Here is a 16,350-nt window from a genome sequence, read left to right as displayed (position 1 = left end):
CCATGACCACCTTCGTGGACCGCGTCGAACTGCATGTCGCCGCGGGTAACGGAGGCCACGGCTGTGCCTCCGTCCACCGTGAGAAGTTCAAGCCGCTGGGCGGTCCGGACGGCGGCAACGGCGGGCGGGGCGGCGACGTCATCCTGACCGTCGACCAGTCCGTGACCACGCTGCTCGACTACCACCACTCCCCGCACCGCAAGGCCACCAACGGCAAGCCCGGTGAGGGCGGCAACCGCTCCGGCAAGGAGGGCCAGGACCTGGTCCTGCCCGTCCCGGACGGCACGGTCGTCCTCGACAAGGAGGGCAACGTGCTGGCCGACCTGATCGGCCACGGCACCTCCTACATCGCCGCGCAGGGCGGCCGGGGCGGCCTCGGCAACGCGGCCCTCGCCAGCGCCCGCCGCAAGGCGCCCGGCTTCGCGCTGCTCGGTGAGCCCGGTGACTTCCACGACGTGGTCCTGGAGCTGAAGACCGTCGCCGACGTGGCCCTGGTCGGCTACCCGAGCGCGGGCAAGTCCTCGCTGATCTCGGTGCTCAGCGCCGCCAAGCCGAAGATCGCGGACTACCCCTTCACCACCCTGGTGCCCAACCTCGGTGTGGTGACCGCCGGTTCGACCGTCTACACCATCGCCGACGTGCCCGGTCTGATCCCCGGCGCCAGCCAGGGCAAGGGCCTGGGCCTGGAGTTCCTGCGCCACGTCGAGCGCTGCTCGGTGCTGGTGCACGTGCTGGACACCGCCACGCTGGAGTCCGACCGCGACCCGCTCTCCGACCTCGACATCATCGAGGCGGAACTGCGGCAGTACGGCGGTCTCGACGACCGGCCCCGCATCGTCGTCCTCAACAAGATCGACGTGCCCGACGGCAAGGACCTCGCCGAGATGGTCCGCCCCGACCTGGAGGCCCGCGGCTACCAGGTCTTCGAGGTGTCGGCGGTGGCCCACACCGGGCTGCGCGAGCTGACGTTCGCCCTCGGTGACCTGGTCGGCCGGGCGCGCGCCGCCAAGCCGGTGGAGGAGGCGACGCGGATCGTCATCCGGCCCAAGGCCGTGGACGACGCGGGCTTCTCCGTCACCCGCGAGGAGATCGACGGCGAGCCGCTGTTCCGGGTGCGCGGCGAGAAGCCGGAGCGCTGGGTGCGGCAGACCGACTTCAACAACGACGAGGCCGTCGGCTACCTCGCCGACCGGCTCAACCGCCTCGGTGTCGAGGACCGGCTGATGAAGGCGGGCGCCCGCACCGGCGACGGCGTCGCCATCGGCCCCGAGGAGAACGCGGTCGTCTTCGACTGGGAGCCCACCGTCACCGCGGGCGCCGAGATGCTCGGCCGCCGAGGCGAGGACCACCGCCTGGAGGAGGAGCGTCCGGCCGCCCAGCGCCGCAGGGACCGCCAGGCCGAACGGGACGAGTCCCAGCGCGAGTTCGACGACTTCGAGCCGTTCTAGAGTCCTTCTCGGGCCGGTAGTCGTACGGACACCGGAAAGGGGCGGGGACCAGGTTGCCCAGGCAACCGGTCCCCGCCCCTTCGTCGTCCCGACTCAGCGCTCCAGCAGGGCGAACAGCTCTTCCCACCGGTCGGTGATGGCCGTGGGGGAGTAGCGCTGCACGTTCGCGCGCGCCTTCTCGCCCATGTCGTCCCGGAGTTCGGCACTGTCCATCATCCGGCCCAGCTGACGGGCCAGTTCACTGGTGTTGCCGGGCCTGGCGAGCAGTCCGTCCTCCTCGGTCCGGACGATCTCCCGGACACCGGGGGCGCAGTCGAAGGCGGCGCAGGGCACGCCGCACGCCATCGCCTCCAGCAGCGCCAGCGGGAAGCCCTCGCCGCGGGAGGACTGGACGAACACCGAGGCGCCGTGCAGCGCGCCGACGACGTCGTCGGTCTGGCCCGCCCACTCCACCGAGTCGTCCAGGCCCAGCTCGGCGCACTGCTGCTTCAGGGCCGCCTCGTCGGGACCGGAACCGTAGATCCGCAGGGTCCAGCCGGGGTGCCCCGGTGCCGCTTCCGCCCAGGTGTCCAGGAGCATGTCGATGCCCTTCTGGTGCCCGAGGCGGCCGATGCTCACGACCACCTTCTCGGTGCGCGGCGACGGCACCTCCGGCATCATCGGCAGCGGGTTCGGCATGAAGCCCACGTTGTTGAGGCCGCGGCCGGTCCAGAGGTCGGCGTCCTCCTGGGTCAGCAGGAGCAGCCGGGCGACGTCCTTGTAGTACGTCTGGACGCGCTGGAACCGGGAGGAGCCCCGCGAGTACTCGTAGGACTCGTGGCTCATGCCGAGGACCGCGTGACCGGCGGTGTCCGCGGCGGCGACCCACTCCATGGCCCACACCTGGGTCACGATGATCATGGCGCCGGGCCGGGCCGCGCGGAAGATGTCCGACAGCCGCTCCGTGGCCGCGCGCATCTCCGTCTCCCGGGCGGCTTCGCGCTTCCGGGCGGTCAGGTTGGCGCGGTCCCGGAGGTTGCGGGCCCGCCAGCGGCCGGGGGGCCGGACGTCGTAGAGGGTCACCGTGTCGAACGGCGGGTTGTCCCCGAGGTCCATCGGCACCTCGGGCGGGGCTATGCCCACGATGGTCACCCGGTGGCCCCGCTCGGCGAACAGAGCGGCCATCAGGGCCTGCCAACGGGCCACCCCGCCCAGTTCGTTGACCTCGTTGGCCACGAAGATGATGTCTCGCTCGGTCATCGCGCCTCCCCCTCGGAGCCGAAGAAGCGGTCGACGATGCGGGCGGCGGCGTCGCCCCGGTCGTACTCGCCGTACTGAGTCATGAATTCCTTGACCTTGCTCTCGGAGCCGGACGACAGGGCGTCCAGGTCGGACAGCACGTCGAAGAGCTCCTCCTTGGTCCCGACGACGGGGCCGGGAGCCTGCTCGGAGAGGTCGAAGTACGTACCGCGGCTGTTGCGCACGTAGTCGTCCCAGTCGTAGGTGAAGAACACCATCGGCCGCTGGAGCAGGGAGTAGTCGAACATCACCGACGAGTAGTCGGTGATCAGCACGTCGGACAGGAGCAGCACCGGGGTGATGTCCGGCTCGCCGCTGACGTTGACGACGCGCCCGGCCACCGACGGCGGGAGGCTGACGTTGTTGAGGTAGTGCGTGCGGATGAGCAGGGTGAACTGGTCACCGAAGCGCTCCGCGAACTCCTCCACGTCGAAGGGGAACTCGAACTTGCGCACCTTGCCGTCGTCCTGCGCCCGGAACGTGGGGGCGTAGAGGACGACGGGACGGTCCTGCCGGATGCCGAGGCGCTTGGCCAGCTCCCGCGCGGCCGGGGCCTGCTCCGCCGACTCCCGGGCCCGTACCAGGGCGTCGTTGCGCGGGTAGCCGGTGCGCAGCAGCTTCTCCTCCGGCAGCCGGTAGGCCCGGCCGAGGGTCTTCTCGTCGTGCTCACCGCGGACCACGAAGTGGTCGAAGCGGTCGATCGCACGCTGGTACGCCTGCTGCTCGTGCTCCGGCTTGATCCGGTACTGCGGCTCGTCGAAGCCCATGCGCTTGAGCGCGGTGCCGTGCCAGGTCTGGATGTACGTCGTCTCGGGCCGCTTGGTCAGCTTCAGCGGGAAGCCCTGGTTGTCGATCCAGAACTCGGCCTGCGCCAGCGCCCGCAGGTACGGCCAGGACCAGCGGCGCACCAGCTCGACGTCCTTGGGGAACCCGGTGGGACGCGATCCGGCGTACGACCAGATGGCCTTGACCGGCGTGCCGCGCCGTCGCAGCTCCTCATAGATGGCGCGCGGGCTGTCGCTGTACTGCTTGCCGAGGTGGCTCTCGAAGACGATGGTGCCCTTGCGGACCGGCAGCAGCCGGATCATCCGCTCGAACGTCTCGATCTTGCGGGCACCGGAGTTGAGCTCCTTGCGCGCGGAGGCGACCTTGCGCACCGCCGACTTCGCGACCTGCGCGGGCTTGCCCTGCATGTTGCGCTGGACGAGCGCCGACGTCTGCTGGGCGAGCTTGCCGTGCTGGACCAGCCGGAAGGCGAGGTGGCCGTTGGCCGAGGCATGCGGCACGACGCGGTCGGCCACCAGGCGGCCGAGGCGCGGCCGGACGCGGACCGCTCCGGCGCCCTCCAGGTCGGTGCGGCCGACGGTGAGACGGCTCGTGGTGTGCTCCCCGTCGACCGTCAGGTGCATCCGCACGTCCCAGACGTCGTCGACGATGCCGACCGGGCGCAGCTTCCGGGCCAGCGGGAGCGCGGTCTGCCAGGTGACGGAGCCGTCCGCGTGCTTCAGCGTCGTCACCGGGAAGCGGAAGGACTGCAGGCTCTTGCGCCGGGCCCGGAACTCCAGTTCGGCTTCGATCCGGGCGTCCGGCCCGATGACGCCGAGCGGGTTGACCAGGGCACCGGCCAGGGTCACCCCGGCCGGGTTCTCCGTGTACTGGGTCAGCTCGTTGCGCAGGTTGAGCTTCTCCACCGGCTTGTCGTGGTAGCCGAGGTCGGTCACGTCGAGGATGCGGCGGGCCAGCGGGTCGTCGAGGTGCTCCGCGCACCAGTACACCCGGCCGTCCCGCTCCACCAGCGGGCTGGAGACCTTGTTCTTGTTGAGGAGCGTGTCGATGGCCGGCATGAGGTGATCCCAGTCCTCACGCAGCAGCAGATAGGCGCAGAGCCGGTGGATCGGGGTGAGCCCGGCGTACGCCTCCTCGGGGAAGTCCTGGATGTAGCCGCGGGCCATCTCCGCGAAGAGGTGCCGGTACTCGTCGTCCAAAAACGGCAGTTCGCGGAGGTAGAGCACGAGGTCGTGCTTGAGGAACTTGATGTCCTTGTGCAGCTTCAGCGCGTCGTGGCCGTCCTCGACGAGGATGCGGTCGATCCGCTGGTGGATCTCCAGCCGGTCGGCGAAGTTGTTGATCTCGTGCCGGCGGTTACTGATCGACTTCGCTTCGGTCTTCTCGACGACGTTCCAGTGGTAGACCGTGTTCGGGATCAGCGTGATCCGGGACGCGGCCAGGTACGCCTGCGCGGAGAAGAGCAGGTCCTCGTAGTGGATTCCGCGCGGGAATACCAGGCCCTTCTCGATGAGGAACTCGCGCCGGTAGCACTTGTTCGTCGAGAGGGTGTCGAAGACCAGGAGGTCCGGTATCTCGTCGATGGAGTCGAAGGTGCGCGTCTGCCGGTACAGCCAGGCGTACCACTTGGCGGTCTTCCCCGACCGGCTGTCGGTGTGCACGCGCAGGCAGAGACCGGAGACCAGGTCGGCGCCCGTGCGCTCGGCGGCCTCCAGCATGTTCAGGCAGGCGTTGGGCTCGAGCGTGTCGTCGCTGTCGAGGAACATCACGTACCGGCCGCGCGCGATGGCCACGCCCTGGTTGCGTGGTTCGCCGCAGCCGCCGCTGTTCTCGGCGAGCTGGATGGCCCGCACACGGTCGGAGCCCTCCGCCAGCCGCTGGGCGACCTCGAAGGAGCCGTCGGTGGAGTGGTCGTCGGCGATGACGACTTCCACGTTTCGCAGGGTCTGGTCGAGGACCGACTGCACTGCCGTGGGAAGACGTTCCGCGTCGTTGTAGACGATGACGACGACGCTGATGTCGGGTGTTACGTTCTCACGCTGGGACACAGCAGCGGCTACCTCTGGTCAAAGTACGGATATCGAATCGGACGGAGCGATGCCTGACGGCGTCGGTGCGGGCACCCGTTCGTCCAGCGGTACGACGGGCGGCAGCTGCGTGAGCGACTCCCCGAGGAAGACCTGCCGGACCACGCGCTCGGCGGCCCGTCCGTCGTCCAGCTCGCAGAACCGGCGGCGGAAGGCGGCGCGACGCGCGGTGGCGTCCGGGCTCCGGTACTCGCCCGAGTCCAGCAGGGCGGTCAGCTCGGCCTGCGAGGTGCTGACCGCGCCGGGCGGCTCCTCGAGCAGGTTGAAGTAGGTGCCCCGGACGGTGGAGTAGATCTGCCAGTCCGGCGCGTGGATGACGATCGGCCGGTCCAGGACGGCGTAGTCGAACATCGCGGAGGAGTAGTCCGTGATCAGCGCGTCCGCGGCGAGGTACAGCTCCTCCACCCGGCCGTGGTCCGAGACGTCGACGATGCGGCCGCTCCGGTACAGCTCGGCCAGGTGCGAGGACGAGCCGCCGTAGAAGTAGTGGCCGCGCACCAGCAGGGTGACGTCCGGGCCCAGCTCGTCGGCGAGCCGCTCCAGGTCGAGACTGGGCACGAAACCGGCCTGGTACTCGCGGTGCGTCGGCATGTACAGGAACGCCCTGGTGCCGTCGGCGAGCCCCAGCGCGGTACGGGCCGCCCGCACGTCCTCGGCGGTCGCGTTGGCCAGCACGTCGTTGCGGGGGTAGCCCGTCTCCAGCGACACGTAGGAGCAGGGGTACACCCGCTCCCAGATGGCGGTGGAGAAGCGGTTGGCGCTGACGCTGTAGTCCCAGCGGTCGCAGCGCCGCAGCAGCTGGGCGAAGTCCATGTTCGTGGACGCCGGGTACTTGCGCTGGTCCAGCCCCATGCTCTTCAGCGGGGTGCCGTGGTGCGTCTGCAGGTGGACCTGGCCCTCGCGCTTCACGATCGCGTCGGCGAAGTTCACGTTGTTCACGAGGTACTTGGCGCGGGCGACCGCCGACCAGTACGCGCTGGAGCCGACCCGGACGTAGTCGACGCCCGCGGGCACCTTGTGCACCGCGTCCGCCTTGATGGCCCACACCCGGCGCACGTGCGGTGCCAGCCGGGCGAGCTCGGCGTCGATGGCGGCGGGGTTGCAGGAGACACCGCGGCTCCAGTACGCGGAGAACAGAGCCAGGTTCTCGTCCAGCGGCAGCTTGAGCTGCGACTGGTAGTAGACGCCCATCGCGTTGCGCTTGGACTTCTTGACGGTGGTGCGGGCCCGCCGCTTCACCGCCTGGCGGAGCTTCACCGCACCCAGGGCGCCGGCCATCGTGACGTAGGAGCCGCGCTCGATCATCGCGTACTTGTGGCCGAGGTTGCCGCCCGGCCGCTGGAAGCCCTCGGGGAGGCGCTTGCGGTAGTCGGCGGAGGCGCGGTGGAAGAACTCGGCGCGCGCGTTCTGCGGCAGCCGGCCGGGCTTGGTCAGGACGGTGAGGAAGTGGTCGACCATCTTGCGGAACAACGGCCCGCGCCACTCGCCGAGTTCGGGATGCGCGTCGATGAAGTCGAAGACCCGGTCGTACTGGTCGAAGACGTCGAAGTGCTTGCGGCTGACGGTCTTCAGGATGTTGCCGCCCTCACGGCGCTGGCGGTACATCACGCAGACCCGGTCCAGCAGGGCGATGTGCTCGGCGCTGATCATCGAGCAGAACGTCCAGGGGGCGTCCTCGTAGTAGCCGGACGGGAAGCTCAGGCCCATGCGGAGGACGAAGTCCCGGCGGTACGCCTTGTTCCAGACGATCTGGAGCAGGTCCAGCAGCTGCGGCCGCTCGCTGAGCGGGAAGGACTCGGGCCCGTCGGGGCGGAGCAGGGCGGCGCGCTGGTTGGGAAGGATTCTGCCGTCCCAGTAGCCGCGCGCGTAGTCGTAGACGAGTATCTCGGGATCACCGGCGGCCTCGAGCCGCTCGGCTATCGCCCGCAGCGCGCCCTCGGTGAGGGTGTCGTCGCTGTCGAGGAACAGGAGGTACTCACCCGTCGCCTTCTCCATGCCCGCGTTGCGCGCGTGACCGAGGCCCACGTTCTCCGTGAGGTGAATCACGTGGATTCGCGGGTCACGCTCGGCGTATTCGTCCAGAATGGCGCCCGAGGCATCGGGTGAGCGGTCGTCGACGGCGATGACCTCGAAGTCCGTGAAGTCCTGTTCGAGGATCGAGTCGAGACACTCCGCGAGGTACGCCTGCACCTTGTACGCAGGGACGACGAGGGAGAGTTTGGGCATCCTTTACAACCTGTTCCGAGGGCCGATCACGTGAGTGTGGGCCGGGGCCGGAGTGAACTCTGTCCGCCGACGGGCCCGAGCGAGCCGCCGCCACAGCGTACAAGGACCGGCAAGTCCCGTGATTGCGGTGGTGGGCCGGGTGAAGTGGTCCACCCCACATCGCCGCTCATGCCCGATTTCGGAATGTCCGGGGCGGGATGTCGGATTCGATTTTCCCCCGCCCATCAAGGAGTCTGCTGCCGGGTAGTGAACATCGAGGAGGAATCGGAATGAGCTGGCTGGTCACGGGCGGCGCCGGATACATCGGCGCGCATGTGGTGCGCGTCATGGCGGAGAGCGGCGAAAGCGTCGTCGTGTACGACGACCTGTCGACCGGCAGTGCCGACCGGGTCCCCTCGGGTGTTCCGCTGGTCGTGGGAAGCGTCCTGGACCAGGAGCTCCTGGAGCGGACGATGCGCGATCACTCCGTGACGGGTGTGGTGCACATCGCGGCCAAGAAGCAGGTCGGCGAGTCGGTGGAGCGGCCGCTCCACTACTACCGCGAGAACGTCACCGGCCTGCAGACCCTCCTCGAGGCGATGAAGAACACCGGTGTCGGCCGGATCGTGTTCTCCTCGTCCGCCGCCGTCTACGGCATGCCGGACGTCGACCTCGTGACCGAGGACACCCCCTGCGCCCCGATGAGCCCCTACGGCGAGACCAAGCTCGTCGGCGAGTGGCTGATCGCCGCGGCCGCCCGGGCCCACGGCCTGCGCGCCATCTCGCTGCGCTACTTCAACGTGGCCGGTGCCGCCGCCCCGGAGCTGTCCGACGGCGGTGTGTTCAACCTGGTCCCGATGGTGTTCGAGCGGCTGGAGGCGGGCGAGGCGCCCCGCATCTTCGGTGACGACTACGCCACCCCGGACGGCACCTGCGTGCGCGACTACATCCACGTCCAGGACATCGCCTCCGCCCACCAGGCCGCCGCGACCCGGCTGAAGGACGCGCCGGAAGGCACCTCTCTCACCCTCAACATCGGCCGTGGCGAGGGAAGTTCGGTCCGCGAGGTGGTGGACCGCATCCTCAAGGTGACGGACCACGAGGACCGCACGCCCGACGTGACCCCCCGCCGCGCCGGAGACCCGGCCCGGGTCGTCGCCTCGGCCGACCGCATCCGCGAGGAACTGGGCTGGACCGCCCGCCTCGACCTCGACGACATGATCGACTCCGCCTGGCAGGGCTGGCGCCACCGCCACGGCTGAGACACCCGGCACGACGCCGAACGCCGGTGCGGGACCTCCCGCACCGGCGTTCCGTGTTTTCAGCACGTCACAGACTTACGGGATTCACACCTTCAGATCCGCCTCGTCGCCCATCACCACGACCGGACGCTGCTTCGGGTCCAGGGTGCGCAGCAGGTACTCCATGTCCGCCTTCGACTGGCTCACGCACGCCGACGTACCGCTGCCGTGGTCCATGTGCAGCCAGATGCCGCCGCCCTTGGACTGGCCCTGCGGCCGGGTCTGGTCGTTGGGCGGGGTGCCCTTGACGCGGTTGTAGTCGATGGCGATGACGAGGTCGAAGTCGTGCCAGTACGACTTCTTCCAGAAGTGCGGCGCCTGGAACGCGGCCGACTCGGTGTACGGCAGCTTGGCCGCGGGCTGGGCCAGCACCCCGCCCGCGTCGCTCAGCGTGAACACCCCGACGGGGCTGCGCAGATCGTCCTCGTGGTGGTCGGTCGTCCAGCCCTTGCGGCCGTTGTGGGTGGCCCAGGCGCGCTCCCGCGTCCAGGTCGACCCCCGCTTCGTGTACAGCGCCGCGTCCGAGTCCGCCGAGTCCCGCCCCTTGCCGGACACCACCAGCACCTGCCGGGACTCCCCGGGTACGCGCTTCCACAGCCGGTCACCGACACCGGGCACCCGCTTCAGGCCGGTCCGCGGCGCCTTTCTGTCGTCCTGAGCCCGCGCGGAACCCGAGTCCTTCTTCTCCGGACCCCCGCACCCCGCCGCACCGAGGACGAGCAACGCCCCGCCCATCGCAGCCGCAACCGCTCGTACCGCACCGCCTTTTCGCATGGGCTCCATGGTCCCAGAACGTGCCCCGCCCGCACGCGGTACCTCCACCGCACCCACCGTCCGCCTGCTGAAACCCGCATGCACCGGCCCTCGGCATTCCCGTAGATTGCGGGCACAAGGACCGGGGCGAGAGGAGAAGCGGGCAAGGTGGCAAGCGCAAGGCAGACCGTGGGCGAGGCCCGGCGGATCGTCGTCAAGGTGGGGTCCTCCTCGCTGACCACCGCCGCGGGCGGACTCGACGCGGACCGGGTGGACGCGCTGGTCGACGTGCTCGCGAAGGTGCGCGGCGGCGGGGAGAAGGAGATCGTGCTGGTCTCCTCCGGCGCCATCGCCGCCGGACTCGCCCCGCTCGGCCTGGACCGCCGCCCCAAGGACCTCGCCCGCCAGCAGGCCGCCGCCAGCGTCGGCCAGGGCCTGCTGGTCGCCCGCTACACCGCGTCCTTCGCCCGCTACGGTGTCCGCGTCGGCCAAGTCCTGCTCACCAGCGACGACATGAGCCGCCGCGCCCACCACCGCAACGCCTCCCGCACCCTCGACAAGCTGCTGGCGATGGGCGCCTTCCCGATCGTCAACGAGAACGACACCGTCGCCACCGACGAGATCCGCTTCGGCGACAACGACCGCCTGGCCGCCCTCGTCGCCCACCTCGTCCACGCCGACCTGCTGGTCCTCCTCTCCGACATCGACGGCGTCTACGACGGCGACCCGTCCCGCCCCGGCACCGCCCGCATCGCCGAGGTGCGCGGCCCGGCCGACCTCGCCGGGGTCGAGATCGGCAGCGCGGGCAAGGCGGGCGTCGGCACCGGAGGCATGGTCACCAAGGTCGAGGCCGCCCGGATCGCGGCCGCCGCGGGCATCCCCGTGGTCCTCACCAACGCCGTGCACGCCGCCGACGCCCTCGCGGGGGGCGACACCGGCACCTGCTTCCACCCCACCGGCAGACGCTCCGCGGGCCGGCTGCTCTGGCTCCAGCACGCCTCCACCCCGCAGGGCTCCCTGACCCTGGACGACGGCGCCGTGCGCGCGGTGGTCGAGCGGCACAGTTCGCTGCTGCCGGCCGGGATCGCCGCCGTCACCGGCGAGTTCAGCGCCGGGGACCCGGTCGAACTGCGGGACCGGGCCGGGCACGCGGTGGCGCGGGGGCTCGTCAACTTCGACGCCCGCGAGCTGCCCCAACTGCTCGGGCGTTCGACCCGCGAGCTGGCACGCGAGCTGGGCCCGGCCTACGAACGCGAGGTCGTCCACCGGGACGACCTGGTACTCCTGCACCCCTGACCGCCGCCCCCGCCCCGGAAAAGCCGGGCACACCGGGCGACCCCGGTGGGGGACGTTCCGTAAAACCGCCACGCGGAGGCCCCCGGCCTGCTCAACTTTGTTGCGGGGACATGTTGAAGGGACACGTTCCGTCAAGGGGCCATGCGTGAAGGAGGCCGTCGTGAGACGAGTCCGTCCTGGGGCGGCGTCCCGCGGTGCTCTGACGAGCGTCGCGGCCGGGGACACCTACGAGGAGCCCAAGGACCTGCCCCGCCTGTGGCACGTCACCCTCAGCGTCTCCGGGGAACACGTCCCCGTGCAGGACCTGCGGCGGGCCCTGGAACAGCTCGCCCACGACCACCCCTTCCTCCTGACCAGCAGATACGCCGGGGACCACGCCGAGATCCGGTACTGGGAGGAGGCCCGCGACCTGCACGACGCGGCCGCCGTCGCGCTGCGCCTGTGGGGCGAGCACCGGCAGACCGCCGGACTGCCGCCCTGGGAGATCGTCGGCCTGGAGGTCATCGACCGCGAGACCTACCACCAGCGCATCGCCGAGGGCTACGGGCCCGCACCGGCCACACCCGTGGGGGTCCACCCCTTCTGAGGGCCCCTTCCGTCCCGTCTCGCGGTGCGGAACAGCCCCCGGAACACCACGTGCCCCGCACTACCCTTCCCCCATGACCACGCTCTCCCCGAACGACTCCCTCTCGCCGGTCACCCGGGCCGCCCACCGGGCCAAGGCCGCCGCCGCCGACCTCGCGCCGCTGCCGCGCGCCGACAAGGACGACGCGCTGCTCGCCGTGGCCGACGCGCTGGAGGTCCGCACCGCCGAGATCGTGGCCGCCAACGCCCGTGACGTGGCCAAGGCGCGGGAGAACGGCACGGCCGAGTCCGTCGTGGACCGGCTCACCCTCACCCCCGAGCGGGTCCGCGCCATCGCCGCCGATGTGCGCGACGTCGCCAAGCTGCCCGACCCGGTCGGCGAGATCGTCCGGGGCAACACCCTGCCCAACGGCATCGACCTGCGCCAGGTCCGCGTCCCGCTCGGCGTCGTCGGCATCATCTACGAGGCCCGGCCCAACGTCACCGTCGACGCAGCCGCGCTCTGCCTGAAGTCCGGCAACGCCGTCCTGCTGCGCGGCTCGGCCTCCGCCTACGCGTCCAACACCGCCCTCGTCCAGGTGATCCGGGACGCCGTCGCGGGCGCCGGACTGCCCGCCGACGCCGTACAGCTGGTGCCGGGGGAGGGGCGGGAGAGCGTGGGCGAGCTGATGCGCGCCCGGGGCCTGGTCGACGTACTCATCCCGCGCGGCGGCGCCTCCCTGATCCGGACCGTGGTCGAGGAGTCCACCGTCCCCGTCATCGAGACCGGCACCGGCAACTGCCACGTCTACGTGGACGCCGACGCCGACATCGACATGGCGATCGACATCCTGGTCAACTCCAAGGCCCACCGGGTCAGCGTCTGCAACGCCGCCGAGACCCTCCTCGTCCACCAGGACATCGCCGCCGCCTTCCTGCCCCGCGCCCTGGACGCGCTGGCCGACGCCGGGGTCACCGTGCACGCCGACCCGCGCGTCCGGGCCCACGCCGGGGGCACCAGGGCGACCGTGGTGGAGGCCGTGCCGGAGGACTGGGAGACCGAGTACCTGTCGTACGACATCGCCGCCGCCGTGGTCGACTCCCTCGACCAGGCCGTCGAGCACATCCGGCGCTGGAGCTCCGGCCACACCGAGGCGATCGTCACCACCAGTCAGCAGGCGGCCCGGCGCTTCACCCGTCTGGTGGACTCCACCACGGTCGCCGTGAACGCCTCCACCCGCTTCACCGACGGCGGCCAGTTCGGCTTCGGCGCGGAGATCGGCATCTCCACCCAGAAGCTGCACGCCCGTGGCCCCATGGGCCTTCCGGAGCTGACCAGCACCAAGTACATCGTCACCGGCGACGGCCACGTGCGCCCCTGAACATCTCCACGAGGCGCCCACGGGACGACGGACGAATTTCCATACCGTCTGCCCAAATTGACCCCCCAGGTCTACTCTGGACCCGTGCCGGAGGACGTGGGGGGCACGCCGTTCCCTGACGGCTGGGAGCCCGACGACGACCACGACCACGGGGTGCCGGACGAAGAGTTCGCCTCCGTGGTGTTCGACGCGGCCTTCGTCGCCGCCGCCACCATCCACGAGCCGACCGCCGTGGAACGCCTCCTCGCCGCCGCCGAGGCCCGCGCCGAGGCGACCGACACCGACGCCCGCCGCACGCACGCCCCCGCCGACCCCTACGACGAGGGCTACGGCCCCGATGGCAGCGGTTTCGGCCACGACCTGGACGACGACGACCCGGACGGCCGCTACGCCGACGACGACCACCACCACCCGTTCGGCGCCCACGGAAAGATCCGCTGGCACCGGCCCGTGGCCTGGGTGCTCGCCGTGGTGATGGGCATCGGCATGGTCGCGCTGGCCTTCGCCGCCGTCTACCGGGGCGCCTCCTCCGGCACCCGCGACCAGGTGCCCGCCCCCGCCTCCACCGGCCTCGGCCGGGACGGCGTGGCCGCGCCCTCCGCCTCCGCCGACTACTCCCGGCCAACCGTCTCCGCGATCCCGCCCACCCCCTGACGCCCGCCCGGCGTTCTTGGTGGGAACCTGCCAGAAGTTGTCGCGCACCAGCGCGTTTACCCGAGCCTCCCGCGACCTACCCTGAAGGTATGGGCGGGCCTGGAGACCCACCGGAGGGGACACCCGAGGGCGGCCCCGGAGGTGCCGAGGACGAGTACCGATCCGTCGTGTTCGACGAGTCGTTCGTCCGCGCTGCCCGCCTCCAGGAGTCCTCCGCCCGCGAACGCGTCAGCGACCACGCCCCCGCCGTACGCCGCCGCCCGCCCCTGCGCCGGGGCATCACCCGCCAGGCGATGGTGCTCCTCCTGCTGCTCGCCGTGGCCTTCGGCACCGCCGTCTTCATGGGCTTCCGCCACCCGTACGGCGCAGCACCCGTGAAGAGATCCACCGAACCGCTGCGCATGAGCGTCGTCCCGCTCGCCCCGCGCGGCCCGGTGCCCGGCGCCCCCGACGCCCGGACGCTGTACGCGCGCAGCCCCGCAGCCCGGTTCGCGGTGGGCCTCGCCGGGATGCCGCTGCCCCCCTCCCAGCCCACCCCGCACTTCTCCGACAGCCAGGTCCTCGCGGCCCTCGACACCGCCCGCAAGTACGTCCTGCACTCCGCGCTCGACCCCGACGTGCTCACCGGCCGCCAGACCCGCCCCGTACGGGCCCTGATCGCCGCCGACCAGCTCGACCAGTTCGACCGGAGCATGGCGGCCCCCGCAGCCGACGGCAGACACGCGCCCACCGGCTGGATGATCCGCTTCGACCCCGCCCGCACCGCCCTCGCCGACAGCGACATCCGCACCCGGGGCGCCCTCAGGGTGACCGAGACCGACGCGGCCACCCTCCAGGTCGTGGCCGACGGCACCTTCGTCTACGCCCTGCGCGCCGCCGGTACCGAGGGGAGGACGCCGGTCTCGCTGTTCACCGTGCGCCGCGAGCTGACCTTCCGCTTCGACCGCGACACCCTGCGCATCGGCCAGACCCGGCTGACCTCCTCCAGCACCCAGGCGGGCCCGCTGTCCTGCGACACGGACACCAGCGCCTATCTGCGGCCCCTGCTCGCCGGTGAGCGGGCCAAGGCGGGCGGACCGCCCGGCACCGACCCCTACGGCACCGGCGCCGCGGCCCTGTGCGGCACCCTCGCCGACTCCGCCCAGCCGCGCGGGTGAGCGCGGGGGCTCAGCCCCCCGCCGGGGCGTCCTTCGCGGGACCGTCCTTCGGGGCCTGTCCGGCGAAGCCGTTGAAGCCCCGCTTCACCCGGCCGCCCAGGTCGCCCGCACCGCCCGCGAGATCCGAGACCAGCTTCATCAGCGGGTCCTTGCTGGTGCGCACCTCGCTCGCGTAGCTCGCCGCGGACTGCCGGAAGGACTCGCCGACCTTGGCGTCCTTGTCCTCCTCGCGGCGCGGGTAGTGGCCGTCCATGATCCGCTGGAAGTCGCGCGACTCGGCCCACCGCTTCAGCTCGGCCGCCCGGATCGTGGTGAAGGGGTGCGAGCGCGGGAGCACGTTCAGGATCTTCAGCACCGAGTCCCTGAGGTCGCCCCCGGCCTCGTACTCCTCGGCCTGCTCCAGGAACGCGTCCACGTTCATCTCGTGCAGGTGGTTGCCGCCCGCGATCTTCATCAGACCCCGCATCGACGCCCGCAGGTCCTGGCCCACCAGCAGCCCGGCCCGGTCCGCCGACAGCTCCGACTTGCGGAACCACTCCCGCAGCGCCGTCACGATCGCCATGATCGCCACATTGCCCAGCGGAATCCACGCCACCTTCAGCGCCAGCGAGGTCAGGAACAGCAGCACCGTGCGGTACACGGAGTGGCCGGACAGCGCGTGGCCCACCTCATGGCCGACGACCGCCCGCATCTCCTCCTCGTCCAGCAGCTCCACCAGACCGGTGGTCACCACGATGACCGGCTCGTCCAGGCCGATGCACATCGCGTTCGGCTTCGGGTCCTGCGTGACGTACATCGCCGGGACCTTCTCCAGGTCCAGGATGTAGCAGGCGTCACGGAGCATGTCGCTCAAGTGGGCGAACTGCCGGTCGGAGACCCGCACCGAGTCGGACAGGAACAGCAGCTTCAGGCTCCGCTCGGGCAGCAGCCCGCTCAGCGCCTTGAACACCGTGTCGAAACCGGTCAGTTTGCGCAGGGCCACCAGCGCGGACCGGTCGGCCGGATGCTCGTAGGCCCGCGAGGAGATCCCCGGGAAGCGGCTGCGGCGCCTGCCCGGCACCCGCTCGTGGCCAGCCTGCTCGTGGCGGTCGTCGGACATGTCTTCCCCCTGCGTCTCGGAAACCCGCTGCGCCCCCCGGACCGGGCCCAGCCTAGGCGGAGATACCGTGGACGGGCAGCACCCCTAAGGAGTCACGTCATGCAGCACCACCTTGCGACCGCCCGGCTGACCGAGGCCGCCGCGAGCGCCGTCCAACAGCAGGGGCCGGGAAACCTGCTCCGGATCGTCCTGATCGTGATGGTCCTGGGCTGCGCGCTGACCGCCTGGTTCCTCCTGCGCGGCTACAAGCAGAAGGACGACTGACGCGCGGCGGAGGTTCCCGCGCGCCGCGCCCCGAGGGCCCTTTGCCGGAGTCGGCGTGATCGTCGCGGGGGTGCCC

At 71.1% G+C, this 16,350-nt stretch carries 13 protein-coding genes; 8 read left to right on the top strand and 5 right to left on the bottom strand.

What is annotated here, in order from left to right:
• Positions 1-2 precede the first annotated feature (2 nt).
• The gene (gene obgE, locus ACIPPM_RS10825; RefSeq protein WP_401445630.1) at positions 3-1,448 is read left to right on the top strand and encodes a GTPase ObgE; all 1,446 of its coding nucleotides are present in this window, start codon (positions 3-5) and stop codon (positions 1,446-1,448) included.
• A gap of 93 nt (positions 1,449-1,541) precedes the next feature.
• On the opposite strand, the gene ACIPPM_RS10820 is transcribed toward obgE, so the two are convergent.
• From ACIPPM_RS10820 to ACIPPM_RS10810, 3 genes are read right to left on the bottom strand one after another with little or no spacing between them, the layout of a single operon-like run.
• Positions 1,542-2,687 carry a glycosyltransferase family 4 protein gene (locus ACIPPM_RS10820; protein WP_401445628.1) on the bottom strand — a complete coding sequence of 382 codons (1,146 nt, stop codon included), beginning with the start codon at positions 2,685-2,687 and terminating at the stop codon, positions 1,542-1,544.
• Positions 2,684-5,560 carry a CDP-glycerol glycerophosphotransferase family protein gene (locus ACIPPM_RS10815; protein ID WP_401445626.1) on the bottom strand — a complete coding sequence of 959 codons (2,877 nt, stop codon included), beginning with the start codon at positions 5,558-5,560 and terminating at the stop codon, positions 2,684-2,686. Before ACIPPM_RS10815 ends, ACIPPM_RS10820 begins: the two co-directional genes overlap by 4 nt.
• An 18-nt stretch (positions 5,561-5,578) precedes the next feature.
• Positions 5,579-7,825 carry a CDP-glycerol glycerophosphotransferase family protein gene (locus ACIPPM_RS10810; RefSeq protein WP_401445624.1) on the bottom strand — a complete coding sequence of 749 codons (2,247 nt, stop codon included), beginning with the start codon at positions 7,823-7,825 and terminating at the stop codon, positions 5,579-5,581.
• Between the two features lie 269 nt (positions 7,826-8,094).
• Here ACIPPM_RS10810 and galE point away from each other — a divergent pair, with 269 nt between their 5' ends.
• Complete coding sequence (gene galE, locus ACIPPM_RS10805) at positions 8,095-9,066, top strand: UDP-glucose 4-epimerase GalE (RefSeq protein WP_401445622.1); 972 nt, start codon at positions 8,095-8,097, stop codon at positions 9,064-9,066.
• 84 nt (positions 9,067-9,150) lie between these two features.
• Here the strand turns inward: galE and ACIPPM_RS10800 are convergent, their stop codons facing one another.
• Positions 9,151-9,879: a L,D-transpeptidase family protein gene (locus ACIPPM_RS10800; protein WP_401445620.1), complete on the bottom strand. Its 729-nt coding sequence runs from the start codon at positions 9,877-9,879 to the stop codon at positions 9,151-9,153.
• A gap of 168 nt (positions 9,880-10,047) precedes the next feature.
• Between ACIPPM_RS10800 and proB the strand changes: the two genes are divergently transcribed.
• From proB to ACIPPM_RS10775, 5 genes are all read left to right on the top strand, one after another.
• On the top strand, positions 10,048-11,154 hold the full coding sequence (gene proB / locus ACIPPM_RS10795) for a glutamate 5-kinase (protein ID WP_401446434.1): 1,107 nt from the start codon (positions 10,048-10,050) through the stop codon (positions 11,152-11,154).
• A gap of 160 nt (positions 11,155-11,314) precedes the next feature.
• A complete protein-coding gene (locus tag ACIPPM_RS10790) occupies positions 11,315-11,740 on the top strand; it encodes a hypothetical protein (RefSeq protein WP_388993569.1) in 426 nt (141 codons plus the stop codon).
• Between the two features lie 73 nt (positions 11,741-11,813).
• The gene (locus tag ACIPPM_RS10785; RefSeq protein ID WP_401445617.1) at positions 11,814-13,100 is read left to right on the top strand and encodes a glutamate-5-semialdehyde dehydrogenase; all 1,287 of its coding nucleotides are present in this window, start codon (positions 11,814-11,816) and stop codon (positions 13,098-13,100) included.
• Between the two features lie 57 nt (positions 13,101-13,157).
• Positions 13,158-13,754, top strand: coding sequence for a hypothetical protein (locus tag ACIPPM_RS10780; RefSeq protein WP_401445615.1), 597 nt, complete (start codon positions 13,158-13,160; stop codon positions 13,752-13,754).
• Positions 13,755-13,843: 89 nt separating this feature from the next.
• Positions 13,844-14,911, top strand: coding sequence for a hypothetical protein (locus ACIPPM_RS10775; RefSeq protein ID WP_401445613.1), 1,068 nt, complete (start codon positions 13,844-13,846; stop codon positions 14,909-14,911).
• A 10-nt stretch (positions 14,912-14,921) separates the two neighbouring features.
• Here ACIPPM_RS10775 and ACIPPM_RS10770 read toward each other — a convergent pair whose 3' ends face one another.
• Positions 14,922-16,010, bottom strand: coding sequence for a M48 family metallopeptidase (locus tag ACIPPM_RS10770; protein WP_401445610.1), 1,089 nt, complete (start codon positions 16,008-16,010; stop codon positions 14,922-14,924).
• Positions 16,011-16,109: 99 nt separating this feature from the next.
• On the opposite strand from ACIPPM_RS10770, the gene ACIPPM_RS10765 reads away from it, so the two are divergent.
• Positions 16,110-16,274 (top strand): hypothetical protein, encoded by a 165-nt coding sequence (locus ACIPPM_RS10765; protein ID WP_401445607.1) that lies wholly within the window; start codon positions 16,110-16,112, stop codon positions 16,272-16,274.
• Positions 16,275-16,350 lie beyond the last annotated feature (76 nt).

The organism is Streptomyces sp. NPDC090119, from assembly GCF_044747085.1.
Lineage (GTDB): Bacteria > Actinomycetota > Actinomycetes > Streptomycetales > Streptomycetaceae > Streptomyces.
This window is presented reverse-complemented; position numbering and strand designations above follow the sequence as displayed.

Bases quoted from the DNA above. Each gene is read 5' to 3' on its own strand.
- obgE (WP_401445630.1), top strand. From the start codon at position 3: ATGACCACCTTCGTGGACCGCGTCGAACTGCATGTCGCCGCGGGTAAC.
- ACIPPM_RS10820 (WP_401445628.1), bottom strand. From the start codon at position 2,687: ATGACCGAGCGAGACATCATCTTCGTGGCCAACGAGGTCAACGAACTG.
- ACIPPM_RS10810 (WP_401445624.1), bottom strand. From the start codon at position 7,825: ATGCCCAAACTCTCCCTCGTCGTCCCTGCGTACAAGGTGCAGGCGTAC.
- galE (WP_401445622.1), top strand. From the start codon at position 8,095: ATGAGCTGGCTGGTCACGGGCGGCGCCGGATACATCGGCGCGCATGTG.
- ACIPPM_RS10800 (WP_401445620.1), bottom strand. From the start codon at position 9,879: ATGCGAAAAGGCGGTGCGGTACGAGCGGTTGCGGCTGCGATGGGCGGG.
- ACIPPM_RS10785 (WP_401445617.1), top strand. From the start codon at position 11,814: ATGACCACGCTCTCCCCGAACGACTCCCTCTCGCCGGTCACCCGGGCC.
- ACIPPM_RS10775 (WP_401445613.1), top strand. From the start codon at position 13,844: ATGGGCGGGCCTGGAGACCCACCGGAGGGGACACCCGAGGGCGGCCCC.
- ACIPPM_RS10770 (WP_401445610.1), bottom strand. From the start codon at position 16,010: ATGTCCGACGACCGCCACGAGCAGGCTGGCCACGAGCGGGTGCCGGGC.
- ACIPPM_RS10765 (WP_401445607.1), top strand. From the start codon at position 16,110: ATGCAGCACCACCTTGCGACCGCCCGGCTGACCGAGGCCGCCGCGAGC.